Origin of the sequence: Actinosynnema sp. NPDC053489, assembly GCF_044544865.1 — a bacterium.
Lineage (GTDB): Bacteria > Actinomycetota > Actinomycetes > Mycobacteriales > Pseudonocardiaceae > Actinosynnema.
On sequence record NZ_JBITXT010000002.1, the window covers coordinates 624,076 to 648,878 of the forward strand.

The 24,803-nt window shown below is 72.7% G+C and carries 20 protein-coding genes; 7 read left to right on the forward strand and 13 right to left on the reverse strand.

The annotated features are described in order from the left end of the window. Positions 1-69: 69 nt before the first annotated feature. Complete coding sequence (locus ACIGNX_RS06025) at positions 70-645, reverse strand: VWA domain-containing protein (protein ID WP_396536795.1); 576 nt, start codon at positions 643-645, stop codon at positions 70-72. A gap of 161 nt (positions 646-806) precedes the next feature. Between ACIGNX_RS06025 and ACIGNX_RS06030 the strand changes: the two genes are divergently transcribed. Then, complete coding sequence (locus ACIGNX_RS06030) at positions 807-3,749, forward strand: tetratricopeptide repeat protein (protein ID WP_396536797.1); 2,943 nt, start codon at positions 807-809, stop codon at positions 3,747-3,749. Positions 3,750-3,798: 49 nt separating this feature from the next. On the opposite strand, the gene ACIGNX_RS06035 is transcribed toward ACIGNX_RS06030, so the two are convergent. Then, on the reverse strand, positions 3,799-5,016 hold the full coding sequence (locus tag ACIGNX_RS06035; protein WP_396536799.1) for a helix-turn-helix transcriptional regulator: 1,218 nt from the start codon (positions 5,014-5,016) through the stop codon (positions 3,799-3,801). Positions 5,017-5,122: 106 nt separating this feature from the next. After that, on the reverse strand, positions 5,123-5,302 hold the full coding sequence (locus tag ACIGNX_RS06040; RefSeq protein ID WP_396536801.1) for a hypothetical protein: 180 nt from the start codon (positions 5,300-5,302) through the stop codon (positions 5,123-5,125). A 247-nt stretch (positions 5,303-5,549) separates the two neighbouring features. Here ACIGNX_RS06040 and ACIGNX_RS06045 point away from each other — a divergent pair, with 247 nt between their 5' ends. Next, positions 5,550-6,446, forward strand: a complete 897-nt coding sequence (locus tag ACIGNX_RS06045; RefSeq protein ID WP_396536803.1) for a hypothetical protein — start codon at positions 5,550-5,552, stop codon at positions 6,444-6,446. A gap of 63 nt (positions 6,447-6,509) precedes the next feature. On the opposite strand, the gene ACIGNX_RS06050 is transcribed toward ACIGNX_RS06045, so the two are convergent. The 5 genes from ACIGNX_RS06050 to ACIGNX_RS06070 form a co-directional block, all read right to left on the reverse strand. After that, entirely contained in the window at positions 6,510-9,638 is a 3,129-nt protein-coding gene (locus ACIGNX_RS06050; protein ID WP_396536805.1) for an ATP-binding protein, read from the reverse strand. Then, on the reverse strand, positions 9,635-10,243 hold the full coding sequence (locus ACIGNX_RS06055) for a hypothetical protein (RefSeq protein WP_396536807.1): 609 nt from the start codon (positions 10,241-10,243) through the stop codon (positions 9,635-9,637). Before ACIGNX_RS06055 ends, ACIGNX_RS06050 begins: the two co-directional genes overlap by 4 nt. An 11-nt stretch (positions 10,244-10,254) precedes the next feature. Then, the gene (locus ACIGNX_RS06060; RefSeq protein WP_396536809.1) at positions 10,255-11,883 is read right to left on the reverse strand and encodes a KGGVGR-motif variant AAA ATPase; all 1,629 of its coding nucleotides are present in this window, start codon (positions 11,881-11,883) and stop codon (positions 10,255-10,257) included. Then, positions 11,883-12,473, reverse strand: a complete 591-nt coding sequence (locus ACIGNX_RS06065; protein WP_396536811.1) for a TIR domain-containing protein — start codon at positions 12,471-12,473, stop codon at positions 11,883-11,885. Before ACIGNX_RS06065 ends, ACIGNX_RS06060 begins: the two co-directional genes overlap by 1 nt. 183 nt (positions 12,474-12,656) lie before the next feature. Further along, a complete protein-coding gene (locus ACIGNX_RS06070) occupies positions 12,657-13,196 on the reverse strand; it encodes a hypothetical protein (protein ID WP_396536813.1) in 540 nt (179 codons plus the stop codon). A 369-nt stretch (positions 13,197-13,565) separates the two neighbouring features. On the opposite strand from ACIGNX_RS06070, the gene ACIGNX_RS06075 reads away from it, so the two are divergent. The 5 genes from ACIGNX_RS06075 (at position 13,566) to ACIGNX_RS06095 (ending at position 18,246) form a co-directional block, all read left to right on the forward strand. Beyond that, a complete protein-coding gene (locus ACIGNX_RS06075) occupies positions 13,566-14,255 on the forward strand; it encodes a helix-hairpin-helix domain-containing protein (protein WP_396536815.1) in 690 nt (229 codons plus the stop codon). Between the two features lie 172 nt (positions 14,256-14,427). Beyond that, entirely contained in the window at positions 14,428-15,036 is a 609-nt protein-coding gene (gene sigK, locus ACIGNX_RS06080; RefSeq protein WP_396536817.1) for an ECF RNA polymerase sigma factor SigK, read from the forward strand. Further along, positions 15,033-15,791, forward strand: coding sequence for an anti-sigma factor domain-containing protein (locus tag ACIGNX_RS06085; protein ID WP_396536819.1), 759 nt, complete (start codon positions 15,033-15,035; stop codon positions 15,789-15,791). The genes sigK and ACIGNX_RS06085 overlap by 4 nt, the downstream gene beginning before the upstream one ends. 112 nt (positions 15,792-15,903) lie before the next feature. Beyond that, positions 15,904-17,460, forward strand: coding sequence for a molybdopterin-dependent oxidoreductase (locus tag ACIGNX_RS06090; protein WP_396536821.1), 1,557 nt, complete (start codon positions 15,904-15,906; stop codon positions 17,458-17,460). Positions 17,461-17,577: 117 nt separating this feature from the next. Next, on the forward strand, positions 17,578-18,246 hold the full coding sequence (locus ACIGNX_RS06095) for a fasciclin domain-containing protein (RefSeq protein WP_396536823.1): 669 nt from the start codon (positions 17,578-17,580) through the stop codon (positions 18,244-18,246). A gap of 97 nt (positions 18,247-18,343) precedes the next feature. Here ACIGNX_RS06095 and ACIGNX_RS06100 read toward each other — a convergent pair whose 3' ends face one another. From ACIGNX_RS06100 to ACIGNX_RS06120, 5 genes are all read right to left on the reverse strand, one after another. Then, entirely contained in the window at positions 18,344-19,210 is an 867-nt protein-coding gene (locus ACIGNX_RS06100; protein WP_396536825.1) for a transporter substrate-binding domain-containing protein, read from the reverse strand. Then, the gene (locus tag ACIGNX_RS06105) at positions 19,203-19,775 is read right to left on the reverse strand and encodes a hypothetical protein (RefSeq protein ID WP_396536827.1); all 573 of its coding nucleotides are present in this window, start codon (positions 19,773-19,775) and stop codon (positions 19,203-19,205) included. Before ACIGNX_RS06105 ends, ACIGNX_RS06100 begins: the two co-directional genes overlap by 8 nt. 624 nt (positions 19,776-20,399) lie before the next feature. Next, complete coding sequence (locus ACIGNX_RS06110; protein ID WP_396536829.1) at positions 20,400-22,661, reverse strand: DUF3488 and transglutaminase-like domain-containing protein; 2,262 nt, start codon at positions 22,659-22,661, stop codon at positions 20,400-20,402. Continuing rightward, entirely contained in the window at positions 22,658-23,830 is a 1,173-nt protein-coding gene (locus tag ACIGNX_RS06115) for a DUF58 domain-containing protein (RefSeq protein WP_396536831.1), read from the reverse strand. Before ACIGNX_RS06115 ends, ACIGNX_RS06110 begins: the two co-directional genes overlap by 4 nt. After that, positions 23,827-24,795 carry an AAA family ATPase gene (locus ACIGNX_RS06120; RefSeq protein ID WP_396536833.1) on the reverse strand — a complete coding sequence of 323 codons (969 nt, stop codon included), beginning with the start codon at positions 24,793-24,795 and terminating at the stop codon, positions 23,827-23,829. Before ACIGNX_RS06120 ends, ACIGNX_RS06115 begins: the two co-directional genes overlap by 4 nt. Between the last annotated feature and the right edge of the window lie 8 nt (positions 24,796-24,803).

Genomic DNA, 24,803 nt, shown 5'->3' on the forward strand with positions numbered 1-24,803 from the left:
GCAGGGTGCGCCGGGGCGGTGGACCGGACGTGGACGCATCGTGGATGACCTGCCCGCGCCGTGGACGACCTACCCGCGGTCGGCCCGCCGCGCCGCCAGCGACACCGCCAGCGCCGTGCCCAGGCGGATGCCGTCCTGGCCGAGGAACACCCGGAACGTGCCGATGCGGTCGAGCGTGCCGCGGTCGACCGCACCGAGGCCGTACGCGACCACCGTCGGGCGCACGGGCCACGCGGGGTCCGCCAGCGCGGCGAACGCGTCGGGCCAGGTCGCGGGGTCGGTCGGCCGCCCGTCGGAGGCGAAGAACACCACGGGGCGGCGGACGCGCAGCCGGTGGTCTTCCAGCGCGCGCACGTCGTCGGCGATGGTTGTGCGCAGCAGCGCGAACGCGGGGCCGAAGTTCGACCCCGTGCGGGGTCTGGACGCGCTCAACTCGGCCAGTTCCGCCGCCGGCCGCAACGGCTGCAGCACGGTCGCCACCGCCGCGAACCCCACCACGCCCACCCGGACCGACGCGGTGGCCGACGGGTCGGCGTGCACCGCGCCGCGGAACTCCCGCAACCCGGCGTTGACCTCGTCGAGGTGGTCGGACATCGAGAGCGACACGTCGCAGACCACGTAGCAGGGCAGCACCTCGGGCGCCATCGGCTCCTCCTTCGCACACCTTTTGCGGACAACCCGGAGCCTGGCGGGTGTTTGTCTACCGGCGGTGGACCCGACGCGGATTCCGACACACAGACGGCCGCTTGTGCGACATCCGCCGTAGACATCAAGCTCGCGAACCGGGAGGCGGCGTGGAATTTCGGATGCTGGGTCCGCTGGAGGCATGGCACGGGAGCGCTCGGTTGCCCTTGGGCGACCAGCAGCAGCGCTTCGTCCTCGTCGTGCTGCTGCTGCACGCGAACAAGCCGGTGTCCACCGACAAGTTGACCGACGTCGTGTGGGGTGGCAACCCGGAGCGCCGGGGCCTGGTGCGCGGTTACATCAACAAGCTGCGCATCGCGTTCCGGCAGCACGCCGGCGAGGTGCGGATCGAGACGACGCCGACCGGCTACGTGCTGCACGTGGACGAGGAGCGGCTGGACACCGTGCGGTTCGACCGGCTGCGCGCGGAGGCGGAGGAGGCGCGGTCCGAGGACCCACGCCGGGCGATCACGCTGTTACGCGCGGCCGTCGACCTGTGGCGCGGGCGGTTCCTGGAGGACATCGACCACGACCGGGTCGGCGGCCCGGAGGTGGTGTCGCCCGACGAGAGCTACTTCGACGCCGTGGGCGACCTGGCGGAGCTGGAGCTGGACGCGGGCGACCACCGCTCGGCGCGGGACCGGTTGCGGCCGGTGGTGCGCACCGACCCGGCCCGGCAGAAGCTCGCGGAGCTGCTGATGCGGGCGTTGATCGCGGGCGGCGACCGGATCGGGGCGGTGCGGGTCTTCCACGCCACCGAGGCCGCGCTGGCCGAGCAGGGTTGGGAGCCGGGCCCGCAGCTGCGCAAGCTCGCCGCCCGCGCGGAACGCGGTGAGCCGGCCAGTTCGCTGCCGTCGCGGCCGGGTGGGTTCACCGGCCGCGAGGCGGAGCTGGCGGTGATCGAGGCCGTCGCCGCGGCGCCCGGCGAGCGGCGCGCGGTGTGGGTGAGCGGCGCGCCGGGCGTGGGCAAGACCGGGCTGGCCGTCGAGGCGGCGCACCGGTTGCGGCACCGGTTCCCGGACGGGCAGCTGCTGGTGCGGCTGGACGGGTACACGCCGAACCTGCCGCCGGTGACCGTGTCGGACGCGCTCACGCACCTGCTGGCGGAGCTGGGCGTGCCGCCGGAGCAGATCCCGGCCTCGGTGAACCGGAAGTTCACGCTGTACCAGGCCGAGCTGTACGGCACGCGGACGCTGGTGGTGCTGGACAACGCGCACTCGCCCGAGCAGGTGCGGTCGCTGCTGCCGGAGGCGTCGGGCTGCCTGGCGATCGTGACCAGCAGGCGGGTCGGCGACCCGGACACCGGCGAGCACCTCCGGCTGCCCGAGCTGCCGCCCGACGACGCGTTCGCGCTGTTCCGCACGCTCGCCGGCCCGTTGCGGCTGCGCGGCCGGGCGGCGGAGGTGGCCGCGGTGGCCAAGCGGTGCGGGTACCTGCCGATGCCGATCCGGGTGGCCGCGGCGGTGTTCCGCCGGCACGACCGGTGGCCGCTGGCGCACCTGATCCGGCTGCTGGAGGAGAGCGGGCCGTGGCACGCCGACACCGCCGACGTGGACGGGGCCGCCGCCGTGCGGGTGTCGTACCAGCAGCTCGACCCCCCGCACCAGGAGCTGTTCCGCCTGTTCGGCCACCTGCCCGGCCCGGACCTGGACGTGGTCGGCGCGGCGGCGCTGGCCGACCGGGACGTCGCCGGGGTCCGCGCGGTGCTCGACGAGCTGCACGAGGTGTGCCTGGTCGAGGAGGTCGCGCCGGAGCGGTACCGGATGCTCGACCCGCTCAAGGAGTTCGCCGCGGCCGAGCCGCCGCCGACCACCCCGACCGAGCGCGCCGACGCCCTGCTGCGCCTGCTCGACTTCTACCTGGTGGGCCTGGCCGAGGCGGTGGGCACGGCGTACCCGTTCGACCGGGCCACGCTGCCCCCGGTGCACCGCACCAGCCGGGTGGTGCCCGCGTTCGCGGACCGGCCCGGTGCGACCGCGTGGATCGCCGCCGAACGGGACAACCTGGTGGCCGCGATCCGCTGCGCCGCCGAACGCGACCTGCCCGGTCACGTGTGGCGGCTGGCCGTGCTGATCTGGCGGCACTTCCACACCACCAGCCGGTTCGAGGACTGGGTCGAGACCGTGGAGCTGGCCTGGGAGGTCGTGCGCTCCGCGCCCGCCGAGGAGCAGGGCCGCGCCCACGTGCTGCTGCGCCTGGCCACCGCCTACGACCGGCTCGGGCGGTTGGAGGACGCGCTGGATGCGGCCGGTCGCGCGCTGCCGGTGTGGGAGGGGTTGGGCGACGCCCTCGGCCAGGCGGCCACGTCGAGCATGCTGGCCATCTCGCTGACGCAGCTGGGCCGGCACGCCGAGGCGATCGGGCGGTTCGAGGCCGCGTTGGAGGCGTACGAGCGAGGCGGTGGCGACCCGCGCGGCCAGGCGCACGCGTTGAGCATGCTCGGCGTGCTGCACGAGGAGCGCGGCGACCTGGACCTGGCGCTGCGCCGGCACCTGGCGGCCGTGCCGGTGCTGCGCGAGGTCGACCACCGGCAGGGGCTGGCGCACGCGCTGAACAACCTCGGCACGGTGCAGCAGCGGCTCGGGCTGGCCGACGAAGCCCTGGCCGCGCACCTGGAGGCGCACGACCTGGCCGTGGAGCTGGGCGACGACTCCCTGGCCGCGTACGCGTTGAACTACATCGGCAACGTGCACCGGTCGCAGGGCAGGCTGCGCGAGGCCGTGCACCACCACGAGCGCGCGAAGGCGGTCGCGGCCGACGTGTCCAACATCGACCTGCGCACCCGCCTGTTCCTGGACCGCGCCGCGACCGCGCAGGCGGGCGGCGACCGGTCGGGCGCGCTGGACGCCTACCGGTCGGCGCTGGACCTGGCGACCGGCGCGGGCAACCGCGGCCACGGCGCCCGCGCCCACCTGGGTGTCGCCCGGGTGCTGCACGCGCTGGGGCGGCACACGGCCGCCGCCGGGCACTGGGACGCGGCCGAGGCGGAGTTCGCGGCGCTGGGCCAACCGGAGGCCGACGAGGTCCGGGCCGAGCACGCGAGCCTGACGTGCGCGTGCCGCTGACCCGGCCGACCGCGCCCGGCGGGTGCCGCCGTCCCGCCGGGCGCGCCGGTCAGTAGCGCTGCCGCAGCACGCGCCGCAGCTCGGGGTAGACCTCGCGGACCGCGCCGTGGTTGTGCCAGCGGCCCAGGGTCCTCGACAGCTCCCGCAGGTCCGCCCGCACGGTGGCCGAGTCGACGTGCGCCACGTCGTCGAGCGTGCCGGCCAGCGTCGCGCAGCTCTGGTCGACCTCGCCCGCGAGGGCCAGGGCGAGCGAGCGCCGGGTGCCGAACCGGGCCCGCGACCGGCGCGACGCGGCGGGCAGCCGGGCCAGCTCCCGGTCCAGGACGGCCGCCGACTCGGTGGTCCGGCCGAGGTCGCACAGGGACCAGCCCCTGGCCAGTTCCGCCGGGTCCGGCGCGGTCGAGCCGAGCACCGGGTAGGCGCGGGTGTCCGCGGCGGCGCCGTCGAGGAGGTCGGCGGCCCGGTCCATCGCCCGGTCGAACGCCTCGCGGTCGCCGGCCAGGGCGTGCCCCTGCGCCTCGCGGCGGGACGCCAGGCCCCTGGTCCGCGGGCCCGCCCGGTCGACGCGCTGCGCCTGCCGCGCCAGCTCGATCGTCCCGAGCGCGTCCTGCCGGTACAGCGCGAGCCCGGCCTCCCGGACGAACGCGTAGCCCACGATCTCCCGGTCGCCGCCGGCCAGCGCCAGCTCCGAGGCGTGCCTGGTCCAGGACAACGCCCGCTGCTCGTCGCCGACCTCCTGGTTCATCCAGCCCGTGTACTCGGCGATGCGCGCGGCGAGCAGCAGCAGCCGGCCGCGGATCGGCTCCGGGTTCTCGTGCGCGAGCGCGTGCACGGTCCGCAGGAGGGCCACGAGCGGTTCGAGGACGACCACCGGGCTCGTCTGCATCCCCAGGGAGCGCAGGTGCTCGAACGAGACCCGCATCCCCTCCACCACCCGCTCGTCGGGCGCCGGGCGCGGCCCTCCCGCGAGCGCCATGCCGAGGACCGTGCCGGCGACGAGCACCTGGCGGCGGTCGAGCGTGAGCCCGGCCTCGGCGACGCGCTCCGCGGCCCGGTCGCGTGCCGCGCGGGCCGCCTCGATGAGGCTGCCGCCCGCGTCCAGCACGCCGTCGCACAGCCGCGCCATGGTCTCGTGCGGCGGCTTCAGGTCGTTCTCGATCTTGCTGAGGTGGCCCTTGCTGTAGTGCACGCGCTTGGCCAACTGCCCTATCGACAAACCCGCGGCGACGCGGCACTCGCGGAGTAATTCACCAAACGATTCGGTCACCTGAGCCTCCTGGTCCGACCGGTCCGAGTACACCACCGCCGCATGTCCGGCGCAATCGCCCGGCCGCCCGCGGAATACCCGCGGCCGGCCGGGCGGATTCACCGGGTCACCCGTACCACGGGTTGCCGTCGGGACCGACGGTGAGCGTGGTGGTGACGGGCGGCGGGCACTCCTCGAACGGCGCGGCCGACGCGCCGCCACCCGACGCGAACACCGTCACGACCGCGCCGAGCACGGCCAGCGACACACCGGCCTTGGCCACGAAACGGGACTCGAAAATGGACACGGCTGTCCTCCACGACAAATCGGTGAATTGATGTCGGGGCGTTTTACGAATTCCTTCCCGCCCTCACCGACAATGGTTCACCGGCCCGTTCGGCGGGACCAGGTGTTGCCCGTTTCCCGCCCCCGCGGCGCACGGGCAACGCCCGGCATCCACTCCTCGTCCACTTCCGGTCGACACGCCGTCCCGATGCTGTGCCCGCACACCAGGGCAGCCGGCCACCGCGCCGGCGCGGACAGGAGGTTCGGTCGTGAGCGAGTACGACGTCGCCGTGTCGTTCGCCGAGGAGCAGCGCTCGGCGGTGGAGGAGGTGGTCGAGGCGTTCCGGCAGCGCGGGCTCACCGTGCTGCACGGGCCCGAGCAGACCCACGAGTGGTGGGCGCACAAGGAGGGCGGCGACCTGCCGGACGCGCGGGTGCGGTTCTTCGTCCCCTTCGTGTCCGAGGTCGACGACTTCACCACCGCCGCGTTGCGCGCGGTCAAGGCCGGTGACGAGCACGTGCTGCCGGTGCTGCTCGGCGACGTGGCCGTGCCGCCCGGCCTGCTGCACCCGCACGTGAGCTACGTGCGCGGCTCCGTGCAGCGTCCCGACCAGCTCACCGAGTCGCTGGCCGGCCGGATCGAGACCGCCGAGGCGGCCGGGTGGCAGCTCGCGCCGATCGCGGACGTGGTGACCGGGGTCAAGGGCGCCGACCCGGTGGAGGAGGCGCCCGAGCCGGTCGTGCCGGCCACGTTCAGCCGCTACGCCGAGCAGGACGCGACGCTGCGCTACCTCGGCGAGCAGTTCGCCGCCGCGCTGCCCGGGCTCGCGGCACGCGGGTTCGTCGGCACCGCGCACGTCGGCGGGACGCGGATCGCCGTGCGGGTCGAGCGGGCGGGCGACACCGTGTACGCCCTCGACGTCCAGCGCGGCGGGATCGGCGGCGACGAGACGGTGAACTTCGTGGTCGGCAAGCCGGACGGCGCGGCCCTCACCAACGGCTGGGCCCGCCCGGTCTACGACACCGGCGTCGGCGCGGCCGTGCTGGAGGTGCACGACTTCTCGGTGCTGGGCGGCGGTGGCACGCCGCGCGCGTACCGCCGGGAGGAGCTGTTCACCGCGCTGTGGGGGCGGATCGAGGCGGTGCTCGCCTCGACCGTCGGCTGACGGGGTGACGACGGGGAGCGCTCCCCACCCGGTGCGGGCGGGGAGCGCTCCTCGTCGTGGTGGTCACCGGTCGTTGTCGCGCGCCCGGTCCAGCACCTCCTCCAGCCGCAGCGGGCTGGGCGGGTGGTGGCTCAGGCACAGCGGCGTGCGCATCAGGCGGAACCCGAAGGTCTCGCCCGTCACGTAGAACCGGCCGCGCTCCAACCGGGAGATGTCACCCACCGAACTGCCCTTGGCCCGGGCCATCTCGGTGGCCGCGGCGATCTGCGCCGGGCTGTTCAACCGGCCGAAGAACTGCGTGGTCGCGTTGCCGACGACCTGGTTGTGCACGCCCTTCGGCGCCTGGGTGGCCAGCAGCAGGCCCAGCCCGTACTTGCGGGCCTGCGACGCCAGCAGGATCGTGCTCTGCGTGCTGGCCGTCCACCCGCCCGACGGCGCGATGGTCTGCGCCTCGTCCATCACGACCAGCCCGCCGAGCGGCCGGTCCACGGCGGGGTTGCGCTTGACCCAGGCGAACACCTCCAGCTGGAGCTGGCTGACGAACCCCTGCTTCTGCTCCTCCGAGGGCAACCCGACGAAGCTGATCACCGAGATCCGCGCCCGCTTGCCCGCCGACGGCGTGAGCAGCACCGCCGGGTCCGTCGGCTCGCCCGCGCCGCCGAGCAGCGGGTCGTTCACCATCGCCGCGCGCAGGGTCTCCGCCAGGTCCGCGCCCGTGGCCCGGGCCGTGCTGAGCTTGCTCACCCCGTCGGGCAGGTCGTCCAGCACGTCGACGAACTCCGACAACCGCCGACCGCCCGTGCGCGCGTAGTGCGTCAACGCCTCCCGCAGCACCGCCTGGCCCCGGACGGCGGTCTTCGAACCGCCGTCCAGCCGGGCGTGCGGGATGAGCCGGGCCACCGCCGCCTCGACGGAGGCGGTGAACTCGTCGACGTCACCGAGCACCTCGGCGAAGTCGGGCAGCGGGTGGAAGCTGAGCGGCCGGCCGCTCGTGCGACCGGGCGTCCAGACGACCACCTCGGTGGTGGCCAGGTACTCGGCCGCCGTGGCCGCGTCGCCGGGCAGCCAGTCGGCCGGCGGCTCCGGCCAGGCGTCACCGAGCCGTGCCAGGTCGTTGTTCGGGTCCAGCACGATCGCCGACACCCCCCGCAGGGCGCACTCCTCGACGATCCGCCGGAGCAGCACCGTCTTGCCGCTGCCGGAACCCGCGAACACGATGGCGTGCTTGCGCAGTGATTCGAGCTCGATGCGGATCTCGCCGTTCACGCCGAGCACGATCTCCGCGGGTGATGCAGGCGTGGCCGGGCCGGGGTCCGTGATCGAGGCGGCCGGGTTCGAGGTGACCGGGTTCGAGGCGACCGGCTCCGGCGGGGGCCGCGTCTCCTGGTGACCGGCCGCGGGCCGGCCCGGCTGCGGCAGGACTTCGCGCAGGAACGTCCCCCGGCTGGCGGGCTTGCGCGCCACCAACCACGTCAACAACTGGTGCGTCTGCGACGACAACATCTCCCGCAGCGCGCTCAACGTCCGCAGGTCGTCGTCGGAGATCTCGACCCGCCGCCCACCGGCCTGCTCCAACTCGGCCACCTCCGCCTTGGTGACCTTGCCGGTCCACCCCCCGCTGCTGTTGCCGAGCAGCACGAGGTGCCGGTTCTGCGCCCCGAACCGCGCCCCGTCCCGGACCTTGCGCATGCGGTTCAGCACGGACGTGCCGTGGGCGCTGGCGATGAGCCGGAACCCCCACCGCTCGTCGGTGTCGAGGTCCTCGTTCACCGTGCGGAGCAGCCGGGCGTGCACGTCGGTGCCGCCCTGGAGCTGCTCGGCCTGCCACGCCATGTCGTCGTTGCCGACCTCGTTGATCCACGACTTCAACCCGGCCAACAGCAGCCCGGGCATCACCTCGTCCTCGTTGTGCCGCTGCAACCCGGCCGCCGAAACCTCCGCCTTCTCCCGCAACCGCTCGAACCGGGCGTCGAACTCCTGCAGGTAATCGGGTTCCGGCCCGTCGGCCACGGGCGGCGGCGGGGTTTCGACGACCTCCTCGTCGAACGACGTCAACTCGCGGACCTCGCCGTGCAGGCAGGACTCGGCGTGCGCGTGGATGCGCCTGAGCAGTTGGCGCGGCGTCCGGAAGTTCCAATCCTCGAACGCGCTCGCCGCCACGGGCCAGCTCGGGTGAGGCGGCGTGATGTCGTTGCGGCGGTACACGTCGGCGAGCCACCGCTCGACCAGGGCACGACCGACTCCGGGGTCGGTGATCGCGCCCAGGATCGGGGTCGTGGCGAACCGGTCGAAGACGGTGTCGCTCGCGATCTCGCGCAGTTTCAGCCACGTGTTCGGCAGGCAGGCGACGATCGACAGCGTCCGCCTGGTCCGCTCGCGGAGCTTCATGAGCCCGTCGGCGATGAGCGCCAGCTCGCCCTTCAGCTCCGCGTTCGTCACCTGCGCGTCGATCTCCTCCTGGTCGAGGTTGACGAGGGTGTCCAACTGGTCGACGGCGATCACGCAGGGGCCGGTCATGGCCAGGACGCGGGAGATGTCCCGCACCAGGACCTGTGGCTGCTTCGCCCTCGGCAGGAGCCCCCATTCCCGGCTTCCCTCAGCCAACCCCAACAGGTGCGACATGCCGATGTCCGCGTGCTCCGAGGCGTAGAGCACCAGCGCCCGGATGGTGTCGCCGCACTCGTACGCGACCCGACCGTCCACCTCGCGCAGGTGGTTGAGGAACACGTCGAGGTCGTGGGGGGTCAACGACGCCACGCCCGTGACCGCGGCGGCCACCGTGGGTGGAACACCGGCCAACTCGCACAGCTGCCGCAGCAGGACGGTGAGCTGGAGGTCGCCCTCGTCCGTGGTCCGGCGCAGCTCGCTGCGCATCGCCTCGGCGACGTCGTTCCAGAACTCCTGGCCCGTGGTCAGCTCGACCAGGAAGAAGTAGCCGCCCTCGCGCTGCACCATGCGGCGCACCGTGCCCAGCAGGTGGGTCTTGCCGACGCCCTTGCGGCCCTGGAGCACCAGGCCGATGGGACTGGGACCGTTGCTGCTCCTGGCGTCCGCGATCCCGGCCCGGATCCGGTCCTCGGCCGCGGTGTGCAGACCGTCGACGTGGGACGGCGACGTCTGCCAGACGTCGTCCGGCGTCTCGGCGGAGTTGAAGCGGAGCGTGGCCAGTGCCTTGCGCAGTTGGTCGGTCATGATTCCTCGATCGCCACCAGGTGGTTGTCCTCGCCGGCGATCCGGATCGCCGCCGCGTGGTCGGCCTCGGTCAGCACCTTGCGGTTCGAGTCCGGGGCCAGGTGGACCGAGCCGGTCTTCACCATGTCGACCAGCACCGCGTCGACCTGGTCCCGGTCGGCGCCGTTGAGCTTGGGCCGCAACTTCGCCAGCCGCACCCAGTCCTGCGGCTTGACCGACAACTCCAGGTAGGCGGCGCGGATCGCCGACTCCAGGTCCACACCGGGGCGGAGGATGTCGGCCAGCCGGATGCCCTGCTTGTGCAGCAGCGGGACCAGGCTCCGCAACACCGCGAACATCTCCCGCACCAGCGGCCCGGTGCCCGACGGCGGTTCGACCGCCGCCAGCGCGCCCTCGCACCAGCGGATGCCCTCGTCGGTGATCCGGTGCACGTACGGCCTGGTCTCCACGTTCGAGTGGACCAAGCCTGCCTTGTTCAGCTTGGCGCGACCCGCCGGGCTGAGCTTGATGCCGCTCTTGGTCAGCTCCGTGTTCGGCACCTCGCGGTCTTCCCTCATCAGCGCGAAGAGCGCAGCTTGCTCGTGAATCCCGAACTTCTCGGGCATGGTGCCGCCTTTCAGTCGGTGGACGCGTCGATGCGACGGTCGATCCGGTCGACGAGGGTCTGGATGTGGGTCAGCAGGTAGTGGGGCGTGGGGAACCGGCCGTCTTCCGCGTGCGGCCGGGACAGCGCGGTGAGGTCCACCGAGAGGTCCGGCAACGCGTCGAGGTCGCCGTTGTCCAGGGCGGTGGTCATGGCGACGACGGTCTGCTCGACCAGTGCCACCCGTGCGGCGGTCGGCATCCGGTCGGGGACGGCGCGCAGCGCGGACACCGCGTTCCGCAGGGCCTCGTGGTCCGGGTCGGCTGTGTCGGCGGGCGTGCCGGTGATCAGGTCGTGCAGGTCCCGCGCCACGGTGGTGGGCCGCACGCCCGGTGCCAACCCGAGGTAGCGCATGTTGCGCAGGAAACCGGGCAGGTTCTCGGGGTCGGTGCCGTCGGTCAGCACGCAGAACAGCCGCCGCTGCCCGCCGTCCGGTCCGATGGTGTGCCGGAGGAAGCGCTCGACCTCGGTCACCTGCCACCGGCTCAACCCGCGGTCCACCACGAGGCACAGGTGCTCGGCCAGCTCGCTGGTCCGCTCCAGGATCTCGAGGTCACCCGACGACGACCGCTCGACCCGCACCCCGAGCCCGCGCAGTTCCTCCACCAGTTGGTCCGCGACGCGCAGCGCGGAACGCGGGCTGGACACCAGCAGGTCCAGGTCGAAGTCCCGACGGCGGTCCCGCGCGGACGCCACGTAGGCGTCCCGGTTGTCGGCCAGCAGGTCCGTGCGGTCGAACTGCTGGGCCAGCACGGACGCCACCGTCTCCAGCGCGAACGACACCTGGTCCGCCGACGGGACGACCTCCTCCAGCACCGACAACTGCTCGCCGAAGCTCCAGTAGGAGACGTAGGGGATCGTGAGGTGCCGCATCATCAGGTCCTCGGGCACGCTCTTGACCAGCCAGTTGCGGAACAGCGGCGTGACCACTTCGGCGCACCTGCGCTGCCAGCTCTCGGCCCGTTGGTACTCCACCCGGTTGTCGAGCCGGGACAGGATGGGTAGCACGAGGTGCCGGGGCCGGTCGTACGGCATGCGGTCGCGCGCCTCGTCGGCCCGTTGCACGACGTCCACGACGTCTTTGAGGTTCTGCTCGTTGGCCGTGAACACGACGGCCAGCCGGTCGGGCAGGTGGGCCGTGCAGATGCCGGCGGTGTCCGAGATCCCGGTCCGGCTGTCGATCAGCACGAAGTCGTAGTCCTCGACCCACCGCTCCCGGCAGCGCTCCAGGAAGTAGGCGAAGCCGCGCTGGTAGAGGTCCGCCCAGTCGATCCGCTGCATCCGGTCCGTGTACGAGTCGTCGGCCCGCCCGGCGGCCAGCAGGGACAGGGTGTTGCCCTCGACGTCGAGCCGCACGGCGTGCGGTCGCGGTTCCGTCGCCCCGGCGAGGAAGTCGTAGGCGAGGTCGATCACGCCGCCTTCCGGCTCCTCGGGCGTCACCGTCCTGAAGTAGTGGTGCAGACCCGGGGCTTCGAGGTCCCAGTCGACGGCGAGCACGCGGTAGCCCCAGCGGGCGAGCAGCACGGCGACGTTGGCCAGCGTGAAGCTCCGCCCGACCCCGCCCTTGTAGGAGTAGAAGGTGATGACCGTTCCGCTGGTCATCAGAACCTCGGCAGCGGGACGTGAGGGGGGAGCACGGGGTTGGGTGGGTCCACGTCCGGCCAGTCGGGCTGCCAGGGAGGCACCTGGTGCAGCAGCTCCACGAGATCGGCGGCGACCCTGGTGACCTCGCGGTGGAACTGGACGTACTCCCGGGTCTCCTGGTAGGGCGGATCGGGGTTGGCGTATTCCTTGAAGTTGCGCCAGGAACGCACCCGACCCTCGGGCGGGAAGTTCTCCGAGTCCGAGTAGAGGATGGGGTACACCAACCCCATCGGCTGGTCGGGATTACCCAGCCCCAGCATCTTTTCGCGCGCCAGCATGCTGGACCACTCGGCCATGCACCACCTCGACTCGAAGTAGTGGGGCGTGAGCAGCTGGATCATCACCTTGCTGTGCCGCAGGGCGTGTTGGAGGCTCGACGGCCAGTGGACGGCACGGGCCATGCTCCTGTCGACGTAGACCTTCGGCGTAGGCGCCAACTGGTCCGCCAAGCATTCCTTGAGCTTTTCGTAGAAGTGGTTCAGCAGCCATTTCTGGACGCTGCCGCGACGGGCGTAGCTTATGAAGAAATCGAACTTGTAGCCGGACACGCGGCGAATACTATGCAGCAGGCCGGCGTTGAAAAAAGACAAAAAAGTGGGCAATCAGCCCGGTACGGGCCAAAAAGTGGACAAAATCCGACCACGGGCGCGGTCCGGCGCGGCCGGTGGACGGCGGACGGCGGACGGCCCCCACCCAGCTGGGGTGAGGGCCGTCCGATCACGCGGCCGCCGTCAGCACTTCGATTCTTCGAGGAACTCCTCGTGCGTCAGGTACTCCAACCGGAACCGGACCTTCCCACCGGCCAGCTCGCCGAGCGAGAACCCCGTCCCGAACGTCATCCCGCCCTCCGCGACGACCTGGGCGAACAAGCGCTGGTCGGGCCGCGGCGCGCGCCACCCCACCACTTCCTCGCCACCGGCCGGAGCCTCGCCGACGACGTACGTCCGCGCCGTCGACGCCGGCGCGAAGTCCACCCGCCACAGCCGCGGGTCGCTGTCGTCCACCACGGTGTCGCGGTCCGGCGCGATCACCTCCACCCTGGCCACGGGCCGCGGCTCGCACTCCGTGTCGAGGATCTCCACGCCTCCGGAGTCGTCGAGCCGGACGGCGATCGGGGCGAACGGCACCTGCGGCACGCACGCCACCGACGCCGCGCCCACCAGGACGAGCGACAGCACGGCGGCAACGGGCCTGGTCGGCACTTGCAGCCTCCCTTCACCGGGTCCGCCGGCGACGACCTGCGCGACCGCGCTCCGGACGATGACGACCATCGGGATCACCGACCCGGTGACCCTACGACGAGCCCCCACAGCTGCGCGCTGCCCGCGGTTCCGGTGGCGTGCCACCCGATCGCCACGGGCAGGTCAAGCACCTACGGCGCGAGGACTTCCGTCACGACCCGGGCGACTCGACGGACGGCGGACTGCGCGGGGGTGATCGGCGGGCGTGACGATGCTGGAACTCCTCGACGGTGTCGGCGACGCGACAGGTTATCGAGCCGGACCATTGTTGCGCACGGACGGTCTCCAATAGATGACGGAATGTAATAGCGAAAGTCCGGTCGACGGGATGAAACCCTTTCAAGCGCTACGGCGATATGCCGTTGGTAGGGACCTCACCTCCACGAAAGGTCCGCCACCATGAATTTCCTTCGACGCGCCAGTGGCACGTGGTACTTCGTCGTGGTGATCGCGAGCGCCGGAGTCTTCGCCGCCGTGCCCTTCGCCCACGCCGCTCACCGCCTGCGGAAGCCGTCGCTCTGGCGGTGGACGGCCTTCTACGCCGCGGCCACCATCGTGCTGATGATCATCATGCCGTCCTCGACGGGCCAGGCCGCGGCGTCCACCACCGACGTGCGCAGCACGATCGGTGGCCTAGGCGCCATCGCGATCATGATCGCGGCCTGCATCCAGCTCAACGGCATCCGGCGCGACGTCTACGGACTTCCCCAACCTGTCCGGCCACCCCTGCAGCCACCGCAACCCTGGGCCGCCGATCCCACCGTCGCCGCCGCCCTGGCCCTGCGGACCAGGAGGGAGGAAGCTCGGGCGCTCGTCGCACGGGACCCGGCACTCGCACGCGACCTCCGGATCGGTCGACCGGACCTGCCGAGGCAGTACGACGACGGAGGTCTGGTCGACATCAACACCGCACCGCCGTCGGTGATCGCGCGGTGCTGCGGGCTCGACGACCGCGCCGCGGCGCAAATCGAACAGGCTCGCCAACAACACCCCGTCCCCTTCCAATCGGTGGACGAACTGCTCGTCTTCGCCGAGCTGGACGTCACCACGTGGGACCTCCTCAGGGAACGGGCAGTCGTCTACTCCTGATTTCACTGGTCCGGCTCCAGAACGACCGCGACGCTCGCCGAGCACGTGCCCGGCACCGGTGACATGCTCGCCCATGCCACCGGTGACCAGCCGGTTCCCGGTCGGCCGGGTGACCAATCCGATCGGACCCCCGCTCCGAACACCGGTCAGTGCCGAGGAGGGAAGGGGTGCCATGCCGGAGCGGGAGCGGTCGCTGCGAGGCGTGTCGTCGGGCGCGGACGGTGGGGACGACCCGCTCGTGCCAGCCGAGGAGTTGCTCGGGCGGGTGGCTCGGGGTGACGAGGAGGCGTTCGAGCAGCTCTACGACCGCCTGGCCGGGACGGTCTTCGGGTTGGTGCGGCGGGTCGTGCGCGACCACGCCCAGTCCGAGGAGGTCACCCAGGAAGTGCTGGTCGAGGTCTGGCGCACGGCGAGCAGGTTCGACCCGCGGCGCGGCAGCGCGTCGGCCTGGGTGCTGACGATGGCGCACCGCCGCGCGGTCGACCGGGTGCGCTCGGCGCAGGCCGCGGCGCAGCGCGACCAGCGGGCCGCCGACCTGGACGTGACCACCCCGTTCGACGAGGTCAGCGAGCAGGTCGCCGGGCGGCTGGAACGCCGGCAGGTGCGCCGCTGCCTGGGCACCCTCACCCAGGTGCAGCGCGAGTCGGTGCTGCTGGCCTACTACCAGGGCTACACCTATCCCGAGGTCGCGGCCTTGCTGACCGTCCCGCTGGGCACGGTCAAGACCAGGATGCGCGACGGCCTGATCAGACTCCGCGACTGCCTGGGGGTGTCCCGGTGACCAGCGACCCGACCGACGCCGGCCTGCACACGATGACCGGCGCGTACGCGCTGAACGCGCTCTCGGAGCCGGAGAGGCGCGCCTTCGAGGCCCACCTGGCGCAGTGCGCGAGCTGCGCGCAGGAGGTCGCCGAGCTGGCCGAGACAGCGGCACGGCTCGGTGCGGCGGCACAGGTGCAGCCCCCGCCGCAGTTGCGCGAACGCGTGCTGAGCGCCGCCGCGCGAACCCGGCAACTGCCACCCGAGGTCCCCCGGCACGTGCCGACGCGCAGGGGCGGGCGTTGGCTGCGCCGGGCCACCGCGCTGACCGCGGCGGCCGGCGTGCTCGTCGCCGTGGGGCTGGGCGTCCAGGCCGTGCGGCACGGGCGGCAGCTCGAACGGGAGGTCGACGCGCTGCGGCAGACGACGGCCGAGTACGGCCGGTTCGCCGACCTGCTGGCCGCCCCGGACGCCAAGCTGGTCCGAGGGCCCGTCAACGGCGGCGGCACCGGCACGGCGGTCGTCTCGCACAGCCGGGGCGCGGCACTGTTCCTGGCCGAGGGCCTGACCGCGCTGCCCGAGGACCGCAGCTACCAGCTGTGGGTGATCGGCCGCGACGGTCCCCGCCCGGCCGGCGTGCTCGACTCGGCGACGAACCCGCAACCGCTGCTGGCGGAGGGCGTGTCCGGGGCGGACCGGTTCGGGCTGACGGTGGAACCGCGCGGAGGGTCCCCCAAGCCCACCACGGGCACCGTCGTCGTCCTCGCCCTGGCGTGAACGCACGGCGCGAGCGGCACGGCGTTCGACCGATCCGCGGGGCGCGCGGCACCGAATAGCAGGTGTGAACGAAGCCTCTCCTGATCAACCCCAGGCCGCTGCCCGCCCGCGGTTGTCCACTCCGGTCGCCGCCGCGGTGGGGCTGCTGTCGGTCGCGGCGGCGGTGGCGGCCGGGCACCTGGTGGCCGGCCTCGTCGACCCGCTCGCCTCGCCGTTCCTCGCGATCGGCAACACGGCGATCGACCTCACGCCGCACCCGGTGAAGGACTTCGCCGTCCGGACGTTCGGCGAGGACGACAAGCTCGTCCTGCTCGGCGGGATGGCCGCGGTCGTCGCGCTGGTGGCCGTGGCGGCGGGTCTGCTGTCCCGGCGGAGCGCCTGGCCGGGCACGGTGCTCGCGGCCGTGCTCGGCGTGGTCGCCGTCGCCGCCGTGCTGGCCCGGCCGACTACCGGCACGACGGGCCTGCTGCCACCGGTCGCGAGCCTGGTGGTGGGAGTGGCCGTGTTCCGGTGGCTGCACTCGCTCGCCCGACGCGCCCCCCGGCCGGTCGACCAGGGCGAGCCCCCGGGCAGCCGGTTCCTGGACTGGGACGTGCCGGGGCTCGGGCGGCGGCGGTTCCTGGTGACGTCGGCCGCCGTCGCGGTCGGGGCCGGGGTCGCCGCGACGACCGGTCAGCTGTTCGCGGGCCGGGTGGACGTGGAGGCGTCACGCCGCTCCATCCAGCTCACCCCCGGCGTCAAGGCGCCGCCGATCCCCGCCGGCGCGGACTTCGCCGAGGCGGGCACCCCTCCGTTCACCACGCCCAACGCCGACTTCTACCGGGTGGACACCGCCCTGTCCGTGCCGCGGCTGCGCGCGCAGGATTGGCGGCTGCGCGTCCACGGCATGGTCGACCGCGAACTCGTGCTCACGTACGACGACCTGATCGGCCGTCCCCTCGTGGAGAAGACCATCACGCTGTGCTGCGTCTCGAACGAGGTCGGCGGCCCGTACCTCTCCACCGCGAACTTCATCGGTGTGTCCCTGCGCGACCTGCTGCTGGAGGCCGGCGTGCGTCCCGGCTCGGACCAGCTCGCCACCCGCAGCGTCGACGGCTGGACCTGCGGCACGCCGGTCGAGGCGGTCATGCGGCCCGACAGCGACGCGCTGCTGGCCGTGGGGATGAACGGCGAGCCGCTGCCCGCCGAGCACGGGTTCCCCGTCCGCATGGTCGTGCCCGGCCTGTACGGGTTCGTGTCGGCCACCAAGTGGCTGGTCGACGCGGAGCTGACCACCTTCGACGCGTTCGACCCGTACTGGGTGCAACGCGGCTGGGCCCGGCGGGCCCCGATCAAGACCATGTCCCGCATCGACCGCCCCAAGGGCTTCGAGGAGGTGCCCGCGGGCAGGTTCGTGGCCGCTGGCACCGCGTGGGCGCAGCACACCGGCGTCGACAAGGTGGAGGTCCGCCTCGACGGGGGCCCGTGGCAGCGGGCCGAGCTGAGCACCGAGGTCAACGTCGACACGTGGCGGATGTGGCGGCTGGAGCTGGACCTCCCGGCCGGCAGCCACACCGTCGAGTGCCGCGCGACCGACCGCTCCGGCTACGCGCAGACCGCCGAGCGCGCCGAGCCCGTGCCCGACGGCGCCACCGGCCACCACTCCATCGTCTTCACCGCCCGCCCCTGATCAAGGTCGTGACCTGTTCGTGACCAACCGGCCGCAATCCGCGGCGGGCGCGGGCACGAACCACTCATGACGAACCCGGGAGCACCGCACCGGGCCATCCACAAAGGAGTGATTCCCATGCGCAAGACCCCGCGACTGGCCGCCGTCGGCGCCTTCGCCGCCCTGGCCCTCTCGCTGGCGGCCTGCGGCGGCAGCGGACAGTCCTCCACCGGTTCCGGTGACAGCACGACGATGAGCACCAGTTCCGCGGCCGCCACGACGACCACCACCAAGGCGATGTCCGACGGCGTCACCAAGACCGACGACGTGTTCGGCGCGGGCTGCGCGAGCCTGCCCGCCGAGTCCACCAACGAGGGGTCGCTGGACGGCATGGTGGACGACCCGGTCGCCACGGCCGCGAGCAACAACCCGCTGCTCACCAAGCTGGTCGCCGCCGTGAAGGCCGCCGGCCTGGTCGACACGCTGAACAAGACCGACGCCGGTTACACCGTGTTCGCGCCTTACGACCCGGCCTTCGACGCCCTGGGCGCCGACACGCTCAACGCCGTGCTGGCCGACAAGGCGAAGCTGACCTCGATCCTGACCTACCACGTCGTCCCGAAGCGCATGGACAAGGACGGCATCCTCTCGGCCGCCACCCTGACCACCGTCCAGGGCGGCACGCTGAAGGTCTCGGGCTCCGGCGACAACGTCATGGTCAACGACGCGAAGGTCCTGTGCGGCAACGTCCCGACCGCCAACGCCACGGTGTTCGTCATCGACAAGGTCATGATGCCCACCGGCTGACCGCTAGCGACCGAAGGGCACCGCGACCACCCGGCCGCGGTGCCCTTCGCGCTGCACAGCCAGAGCGGAGCGAAGCCTCGCCTGTCGAGGAACCGGCCTACTTGCCCGTCGAGGGCGCGGAGCGGCACTCGCTCAAGCTGTCCGGCCTCGGCTTGTGGACCTCGAATTGCGCGTCCGCATCGTACCTCTTCACGACTTCTCCGAGGTTCTTCGCGAAGAACTTGTCCCACAAGTCACCGACCAGGAATTCTTTCAGCTTGGCCTTGATCAGCTCGCACTTCGCCTTGTCCCCCAGGGGGAGCCCGACCCCGTACCGTTCCTGCTTGCCGAAGACGAGTCCGGTGGGGATTGTTACGCCGAAGTCCGCCTTCGCCATCCCGTACAGTATGAGCTGGTCCGTTGACACAACATCGACGTCACCGGCGTGCAGGGCCAGGCGACATTCTTCGTACACCTTCTTCTCCACGATGGTCACCTGGACCCCGAGGCTGTGCTTCAACTGGTCCACCGAGGTCGACCCGCTTGTGGCGCACACCGTCTTCCCGGCCAACTTGCCGATGGAGTCGTAAAAGCTCGCGTTCTCGTTGAGCATCATGAACCCCTGCTGGCCGACCATGTACGGTCCGACGATCTCGACCTGCTCGAGCCGGTGGTCGGAGATGGAGTAGTTGGCGATGACCAACCCCACCGTGTTGTTCTTCAGATCCCTCTCGCGGTTCTCGGTCACCACGTCGACCTCGATCGGGTCGAACTTGAGCTCGCTGCCCAACCACTCGGTCAGGTCGTGGTCGAAGCCGCTCCTCGCCCCGGTTGGGTCCCTGAACCCCCACCCGGGCGAGCTGGGCGCGGAGCCCACGTTGACACGAGCGGGGAACGGCGCCTCTTCAGCGGACGTGCAAGCGGAGAGCAGAAGAATCGAAACCGCGGCCAGGTAGCCACTGGAAGCGAATCGCCGGTCAGTCATGAAGAACCGCCTTGTCAATTTGCATGAGAACCTTGCACTCGATGTTCGCCGCTTCGTACCGGATGGTGACTTCGACATGTGCGGTACTGCGCACCTCACCGAGCCGGATGGTTACCGCGGTTCCCGGTGCGACCGTGGTGGACCGGCCCTTCTTGCCGTCGAGGACCGGGACGAACTCGAGGGCCGCCGTCTTCTCGCAGTCGCCGGACTCCTCGGTGTTGTCGAGGGTCACCACGAGGGTCAGGTTGTCACGCGGTGGAGGCCGGTACGACTCCGGCAGTTCCAGCGTCGCAGTCCCACCATGCGTCCACGGCTTACCATCGGTCCTGGTGTGGCCGCGGAGTTCGGTGTCGAGGTCCTTGACGTTCTCCCGCACGGCGTAGCCGATGGCAAGAAGACCCGCACATGCGGTGACGATCGCCGAAACGACCAACACCTTGTGCCACGGAAACGGAGCGCTCGCCCGGTCGGGGGGTGACACTTCCGCCAAGATGGCCAAGAGCACGGCCAGGGGCAGCGCGAGGGCGCTGGCCACTTGGCTCGCGACCTCCAAATCCAGGAACACCAGCGGAACGAAGGACACCACCAAGAGTGCCGTCAAAGCACGTAAGTGCGACCGCCGAGGCGCGGATGCAGATCCACTCATATGCCACTTCCAGACAAAGTGTTACCACCGAAGTCGACGTTTGCCCACCCGATGGGGTGGGCGGTGGGACCTCGACACTCCGAAATGCGGACTTCACCGGCTCGCCACGCGATGAGGAGCGGACAAGCCGCGTGCCGGCACTCTAAGGCAGCCGCTCTCCGGCAAGCATCGACATGAGCACAGATTAGACGCGTCGAGTAAGGCGTGGTGGCGCATTCGGTCACAAGTTCATAGACCGCAATCGTGCGGGGCAAATGGATCGGCATTCGATCGACCGGCCATTGCGCGATCCACGACCGAGCGACTTTGTCCCGGGGCAGCTTCCGGCAACGCGACAACGGCGACAGAGGTCAACCGACTGCAGCTGAACACGGTCGGGTCGATCGAGCACGGCCGCACCGTCCACCCGCTTCCGCATCGCCGAGGCGAGCGCGGAGGGCAGCGCGGTATTCGACGATGGTGCCCGCACCACGCCCGAGCCGGTACCCGCGGCGACCAGGTCCACGCCCGGGTGCCCGGACCCGCGCAGCGTGGACTCGATCTTCATCGGAGACCGCCGCGCAACGACCGCGGGCTCACCGCGCCGCGCCAGCGCCGCCACCGGCCGACGGCGCGGCCCATCCCCCGCCGCGCCTGGTCCACGCGCGCCCAGTACTCCGCGACGGCGGCCTCGGCGGGGTCGCCGGGGCCGAACACGAACGCGTCGGCGGCCCGGGCGAGGTCGCGGAGCTGCTGTCCGAGCGGTGCGGCGGGGTGCGCGGTCCAGCCGGCCGCCACGTGCTCGGCCTCCTCCAGCCTGGTGACGCCGGTCGGCACCCGCGCGCCGAGGTCCCGCGCGTGGTCGACCAGCTCGCGCCAGCCCCGGGCGAGGCGCCGGGCCGTCGACCCGGTGGTGCGCCTGCGGGTCCGCCGCCGCGCCTTGAGCCCCGTGATCAGGCCGACCACCGCGGCCACCGACAGCACCGGGGGACCACCCCACGCCGCGGCCACCAGCAGCCACTCCGGGAGCCGGAACCCGGCGCCCTCGGGGGTGCGGCGGCCGGAGTTGGCGTCGACCTGGTCGGCGTCGGTCAGCGAGTCGGGCATCCGCACGGCGTTCGGCGGCGGCACGACGGAGGCGTCGGTGTTCTCCACCTGCTGGGGCGGTTGGTGGTCCGGCCGCTTGGAGCGGTCCGGCAGGAAGTCGGTGACCGGCAGCCACCGGCCGTCCGCCACGTGGACCTCCACCCACGCGTGCACGTGCTCGCCGCGCACCACGCCGTCCGCGCCGGGCGTGGCGCCGAGCACGACCCTGGCGGGCATGCCGAGTTGGTTGGCGGCCAGCGCGTACGCCGCCGCGTACTGCTCGTCGTCGCCCGCGGGCTTGTCCGCGTTGAAGAACGCGGACAACCGGGCCAGGCCGTGCCCGGGCAGGTACTCGCCCTCCCCCGGACCGCCGTCGGTGTACGCCCCGTTGTCCCGCAGGTGCGCCGCGACGGCGCGCAGCTTGTCTCCCGTGGTGGCCGCGCCGCCGACCCACTGCGCCACCTTGCCCCGCACGAACGCCAGGGCGGCGGGGTCGACCGCGGGCCGGCCGTAGGGCTGCACGTCCGCGGGCATCTCCTCGGACGGCAGCACCGCGTGCACGGTGTAGCGGTCGTCGCCGCGCAGCCGGTCGCCGACGACGGCGGACGTCGTGGCGAGGTTGTAGCGGAAGTGCTCGGTGTGCGCCGCCGCGCGGTCACCGGCGAAGGACACCCGCGTCGGCCTGCCCACCGTCGGCAGCCACGCGCTGACCTCCTCGGCGGAGGCGAACGCCGCTCCCACGGTCACCGACACCTCGACCTCCTCACCGCCGCCGGTCACCGGGATGCGCGCGCCGACCCGCTGGAAGCCGTTGCGCTGCAACGCATTCGTCCCGGTCAGGTCGTTCGTGGCCGTCCACACGGAACCGTCGTAGGCGTCGAGCGCGGCGATGCGCACCCGTCGGCCGGCGGGCAGCCCCTCGACGGTGAACAGCGTCTGGTCCCAGAGCTGGTTGGCGTCCTTGGTGTAGCGGCGGAACCCGACCAGCGGGCTGGCGTGGACGCCGACCTCCACCGGTGGCCGCACGTGGTCGCGCAGCACGACGGGGTGCGCCGGAGCGGGCAGCGCACCGCCGACCAGCGCCACGGCGCCGCCGGCGGTCCCGAGCAGCGCGCAGGCGGCGACCGCGCGCCGGAGCCCGCCGGACGAGCGGCGCGGGCGGCTCCCCGGCCCGGGACGCCGGCCGCGCACCCCGGTCCAGGCCAACGCCACCGCGGCGAACGCGACACCGGGGACGCCCGAGGACTCCAGGCCGGTGCCGAGCAGGGCCACCGCGACCAGCACCGCGAGCGGGACGGCCACCGCGGCGGCGCCCCGACCGGAGCGCCGGGCCAGGGCGGTGCCGCCCGCACCGCACAGCAGGCCGAGGACGAACGGGATCACCAGCAGCGGGCCCGTACCGTCGACCGGCGGGAGCGTGGTCAGCAGCCGCATCCACGCGTCGCCCGCCAACGCCGCCAGCGCCACCGCGCCGCCCGGCGTGGGCAGGACGCCCGCCACCACCTGGTCCCGGGCCGCGACCGCGCCACCGGCCAGGAAGAACGCCACCACGACGAGCGGCGCGGCCAGCACGGGCCGGCGCAGCGCGGTCGCGGCGCGTTCCGCCCCCGCGCCCAGCGCGAGCCCGAGCACCCCAGCGCCGAGGAACGCCCACCCCGTGAAGGTGGTGCGGAACCCCAGCAGCGCCAGGGTGAACAGCACGAGCAGGAACGCCGCGTCCACGAAGCCCGCCCGCCTCACCACAGGTCACCGCCGGAGAGCACGGCGGGCAGGTCGGCCAGGTCCCGCAGGGTCAGCACGTCGCCGGACGGCGCGGTGCGCGCGGAGTGGTCCACCCGCAGCACGACCGTGCGCACCTCCGGCGCGAACGCGGCCAGCGTCGCGCGCAGCGCCGCGGCCGAGGGACCCGGGCCGGTGACGAGGACCGCGGTGGTCAGGTCGGGCACCACCCGCACGGCCCGCGCGGCCGTCTCCACCAGCGGCGCGGACCCGGGCGCGGCCCGGGTGAACGCGTCCAGCGCGGGGCGCGCGGCCGTCCGGTGCGCCACCTGCCCGGCGGCCAGCACGCTCGTCTCCACCTCGTCGGCGAGGGCCCGCACCGCGATCGACGCGCCGACCGACACGGCGGTCTCGAAGTGGTCCCCGTCGGGGTAGGCGGCGGCGTCGCCGTCGAGCACGACGGCCAAGTGGGCGCGCCGCGTGTCCAGGTACTGCCGCACCAGGAACGTGCCGGGCGTGGCCAGCTTCGCCGAGGACCGCCAGTGGATGTGCCGCTGGTCGTCGCCCGGCACGTACTCGCGCAGCGCGTGGAAGGCCAGGTCGCTCGTCGACAGGTCGGCCGTGGTGCGCCCCTCCACGTCCCGCAGCAGCCCGGCCGCCAACGGCTCCAGCGGCACGGTCACCGGGTGCGCGAACAGCTCCACCGGCTCGGTCCAGGCGACCGTGCGGCGCAGCAGGCCGAGGGGGTCGCCGCGCACGGTGGTGGCCGGGCCGACCACGACCACGCCCCGGCGGTCGGTGGGGATGTCGAGGTGCTCGGTGTGCCGCCCGCTCCCGCCGGGCACGTCGAACACCTCCACCCGGTCGCCGACGGGCAGCTCCAGCGCCGACGGCGGCACGCGCCCGGCGGCGGCCGGCTCGACGTCGACCCGGCACCGCGCCACCCCGCCGACGACCACCCGCCGCCGGTCCAGGTCCACCCGCACCCGCAGGGTCGCGCGGCCGATCGTCAGCAGGCACGCCAGGGCGAACGCCACCGCGCCGGTCGCGCCCAGCAGCTCCAGCTCCGACCAGCCCAGCCCGCCGCCCGCCCACCAGGCGGCGACCGAGGCGGCCACGACGAGCCGGCCGAGCGGGGTGACCGCGCCCAGCGCCCGTCCCGCGACCGCCGCCACCCCACCGGCCCTCATGCGACGCGCTCCATCGGGGCGGCGACGTCCACCAGGAGCTGGGCGATCACCTGCTCGACCGTGATCCCGTCGAACTGCGCCTCGGACCGCAGCAGGATGCGGTGGCCGAGCACCGGCACCGCGAGCTGCTTGACGTCGTCCGGGCCGACGAAGTCGCGGCCCTGCGCGATCGCCCACGTCTTGGCGCAGCGCACGTAGGCCAGGCACCCCCGGACGGACACGCCCAGCCGCACGTGCGGGTGCGTCCGCGACGCCTCGGCCAGCCTGCTGATGTAGCCGAGCACCGCCGGGTCGACGTGCACCTGGTCGGCGACCGCGGCCATCTCCGACACGGCCGAGGCGGAGATCACCGGGCGCAGCCCCGCGGCGCGGTCGCGGGTGGCCGCGTCGGCCAGCAGGGCGACGGTGGCGTTGTGGTCGGGGTAGCCGACGCTGGTCTTCATCAGGAACCGGTCGAGCTGCGCCTCCGGCAGCCGGTAGGTGCCCGCCTGCTCGACCGGGTTCTGCGTGGCGATGACCATGAACGGGGAGCCGACGGGGCGCGTCGTGCCGTCCACCGTGACCTGGCCCTCCTCCATCACCTCCAGCAGCGCCGACTGGGTCTTGGGCGAGGCCCGGTTGATCTCGTCGGCGAGCACGATCGAGTGGAAGATCGGCCCGGGCCGGAACTCGAACTGCTGGGTGCGCTGGTCGTACACCTGCACGCCGGTCACGTCGGAGGGCAGCAGGTCGGGCGTGAACTGGATGCGCGCGTTGGTGCCGCGCACCGTGCCCGCCAGCGCCTTCGCCAGGGAGGTCTTGCCGGTGCCGGGGTAGTCCTCCAGCAGCAGGTGGCCCTCCGACAGCAGGCAGGTGAGCGCCAGGCGCACCACGTCCTCCTTGCCGACGATGGCGCGCGAGATGTTCAGCGTCATCTGGTCGAAGGCGTGCGCGAAGGTGCGCACCTGGTCCGGCGTGGCGGGCATGGGAATTC

Coding starts and splice junctions, on each gene's coding strand:
- ACIGNX_RS06025 (WP_396536795.1), bottom strand. CDS start 645: ATGGCGCCCGAGGTGCTGCCCTGCTACGTGGTCTGCGACGTGTCGCTC.
- ACIGNX_RS06030 (WP_396536797.1), top strand. CDS start 807: ATGCTGGGTCCGCTGGAGGCATGGCACGGGAGCGCTCGGTTGCCCTTG.
- ACIGNX_RS06050 (WP_396536805.1), bottom strand. CDS start 9,638: ATGACCGACCAACTGCGCAAGGCACTGGCCACGCTCCGCTTCAACTCC.
- ACIGNX_RS06055 (WP_396536807.1), bottom strand. CDS start 10,243: ATGCCCGAGAAGTTCGGGATTCACGAGCAAGCTGCGCTCTTCGCGCTG.
- ACIGNX_RS06060 (WP_396536809.1), bottom strand. CDS start 11,883: ATGACCAGCGGAACGGTCATCACCTTCTACTCCTACAAGGGCGGGGTC.
- ACIGNX_RS06070 (WP_396536813.1), bottom strand. CDS start 13,196: ATGGTCGTCATCGTCCGGAGCGCGGTCGCGCAGGTCGTCGCCGGCGGA.
- ACIGNX_RS06075 (WP_396536815.1), top strand. CDS start 13,566: ATGAATTTCCTTCGACGCGCCAGTGGCACGTGGTACTTCGTCGTGGTG.
- sigK (WP_396536817.1), top strand. CDS start 14,428: ATGCCGGAGCGGGAGCGGTCGCTGCGAGGCGTGTCGTCGGGCGCGGAC.
- ACIGNX_RS06095 (WP_396536823.1), top strand. CDS start 17,578: ATGCGCAAGACCCCGCGACTGGCCGCCGTCGGCGCCTTCGCCGCCCTG.
- ACIGNX_RS06100 (WP_396536825.1), bottom strand. CDS start 19,210: ATGACTGACCGGCGATTCGCTTCCAGTGGCTACCTGGCCGCGGTTTCG.
- ACIGNX_RS06115 (WP_396536831.1), bottom strand. CDS start 23,830: ATGAGGGCCGGTGGGGTGGCGGCGGTCGCGGGACGGGCGCTGGGCGCG.
- ACIGNX_RS06120 (WP_396536833.1), bottom strand. CDS start 24,795: ATGCCCGCCACGCCGGACCAGGTGCGCACCTTCGCGCACGCCTTCGAC.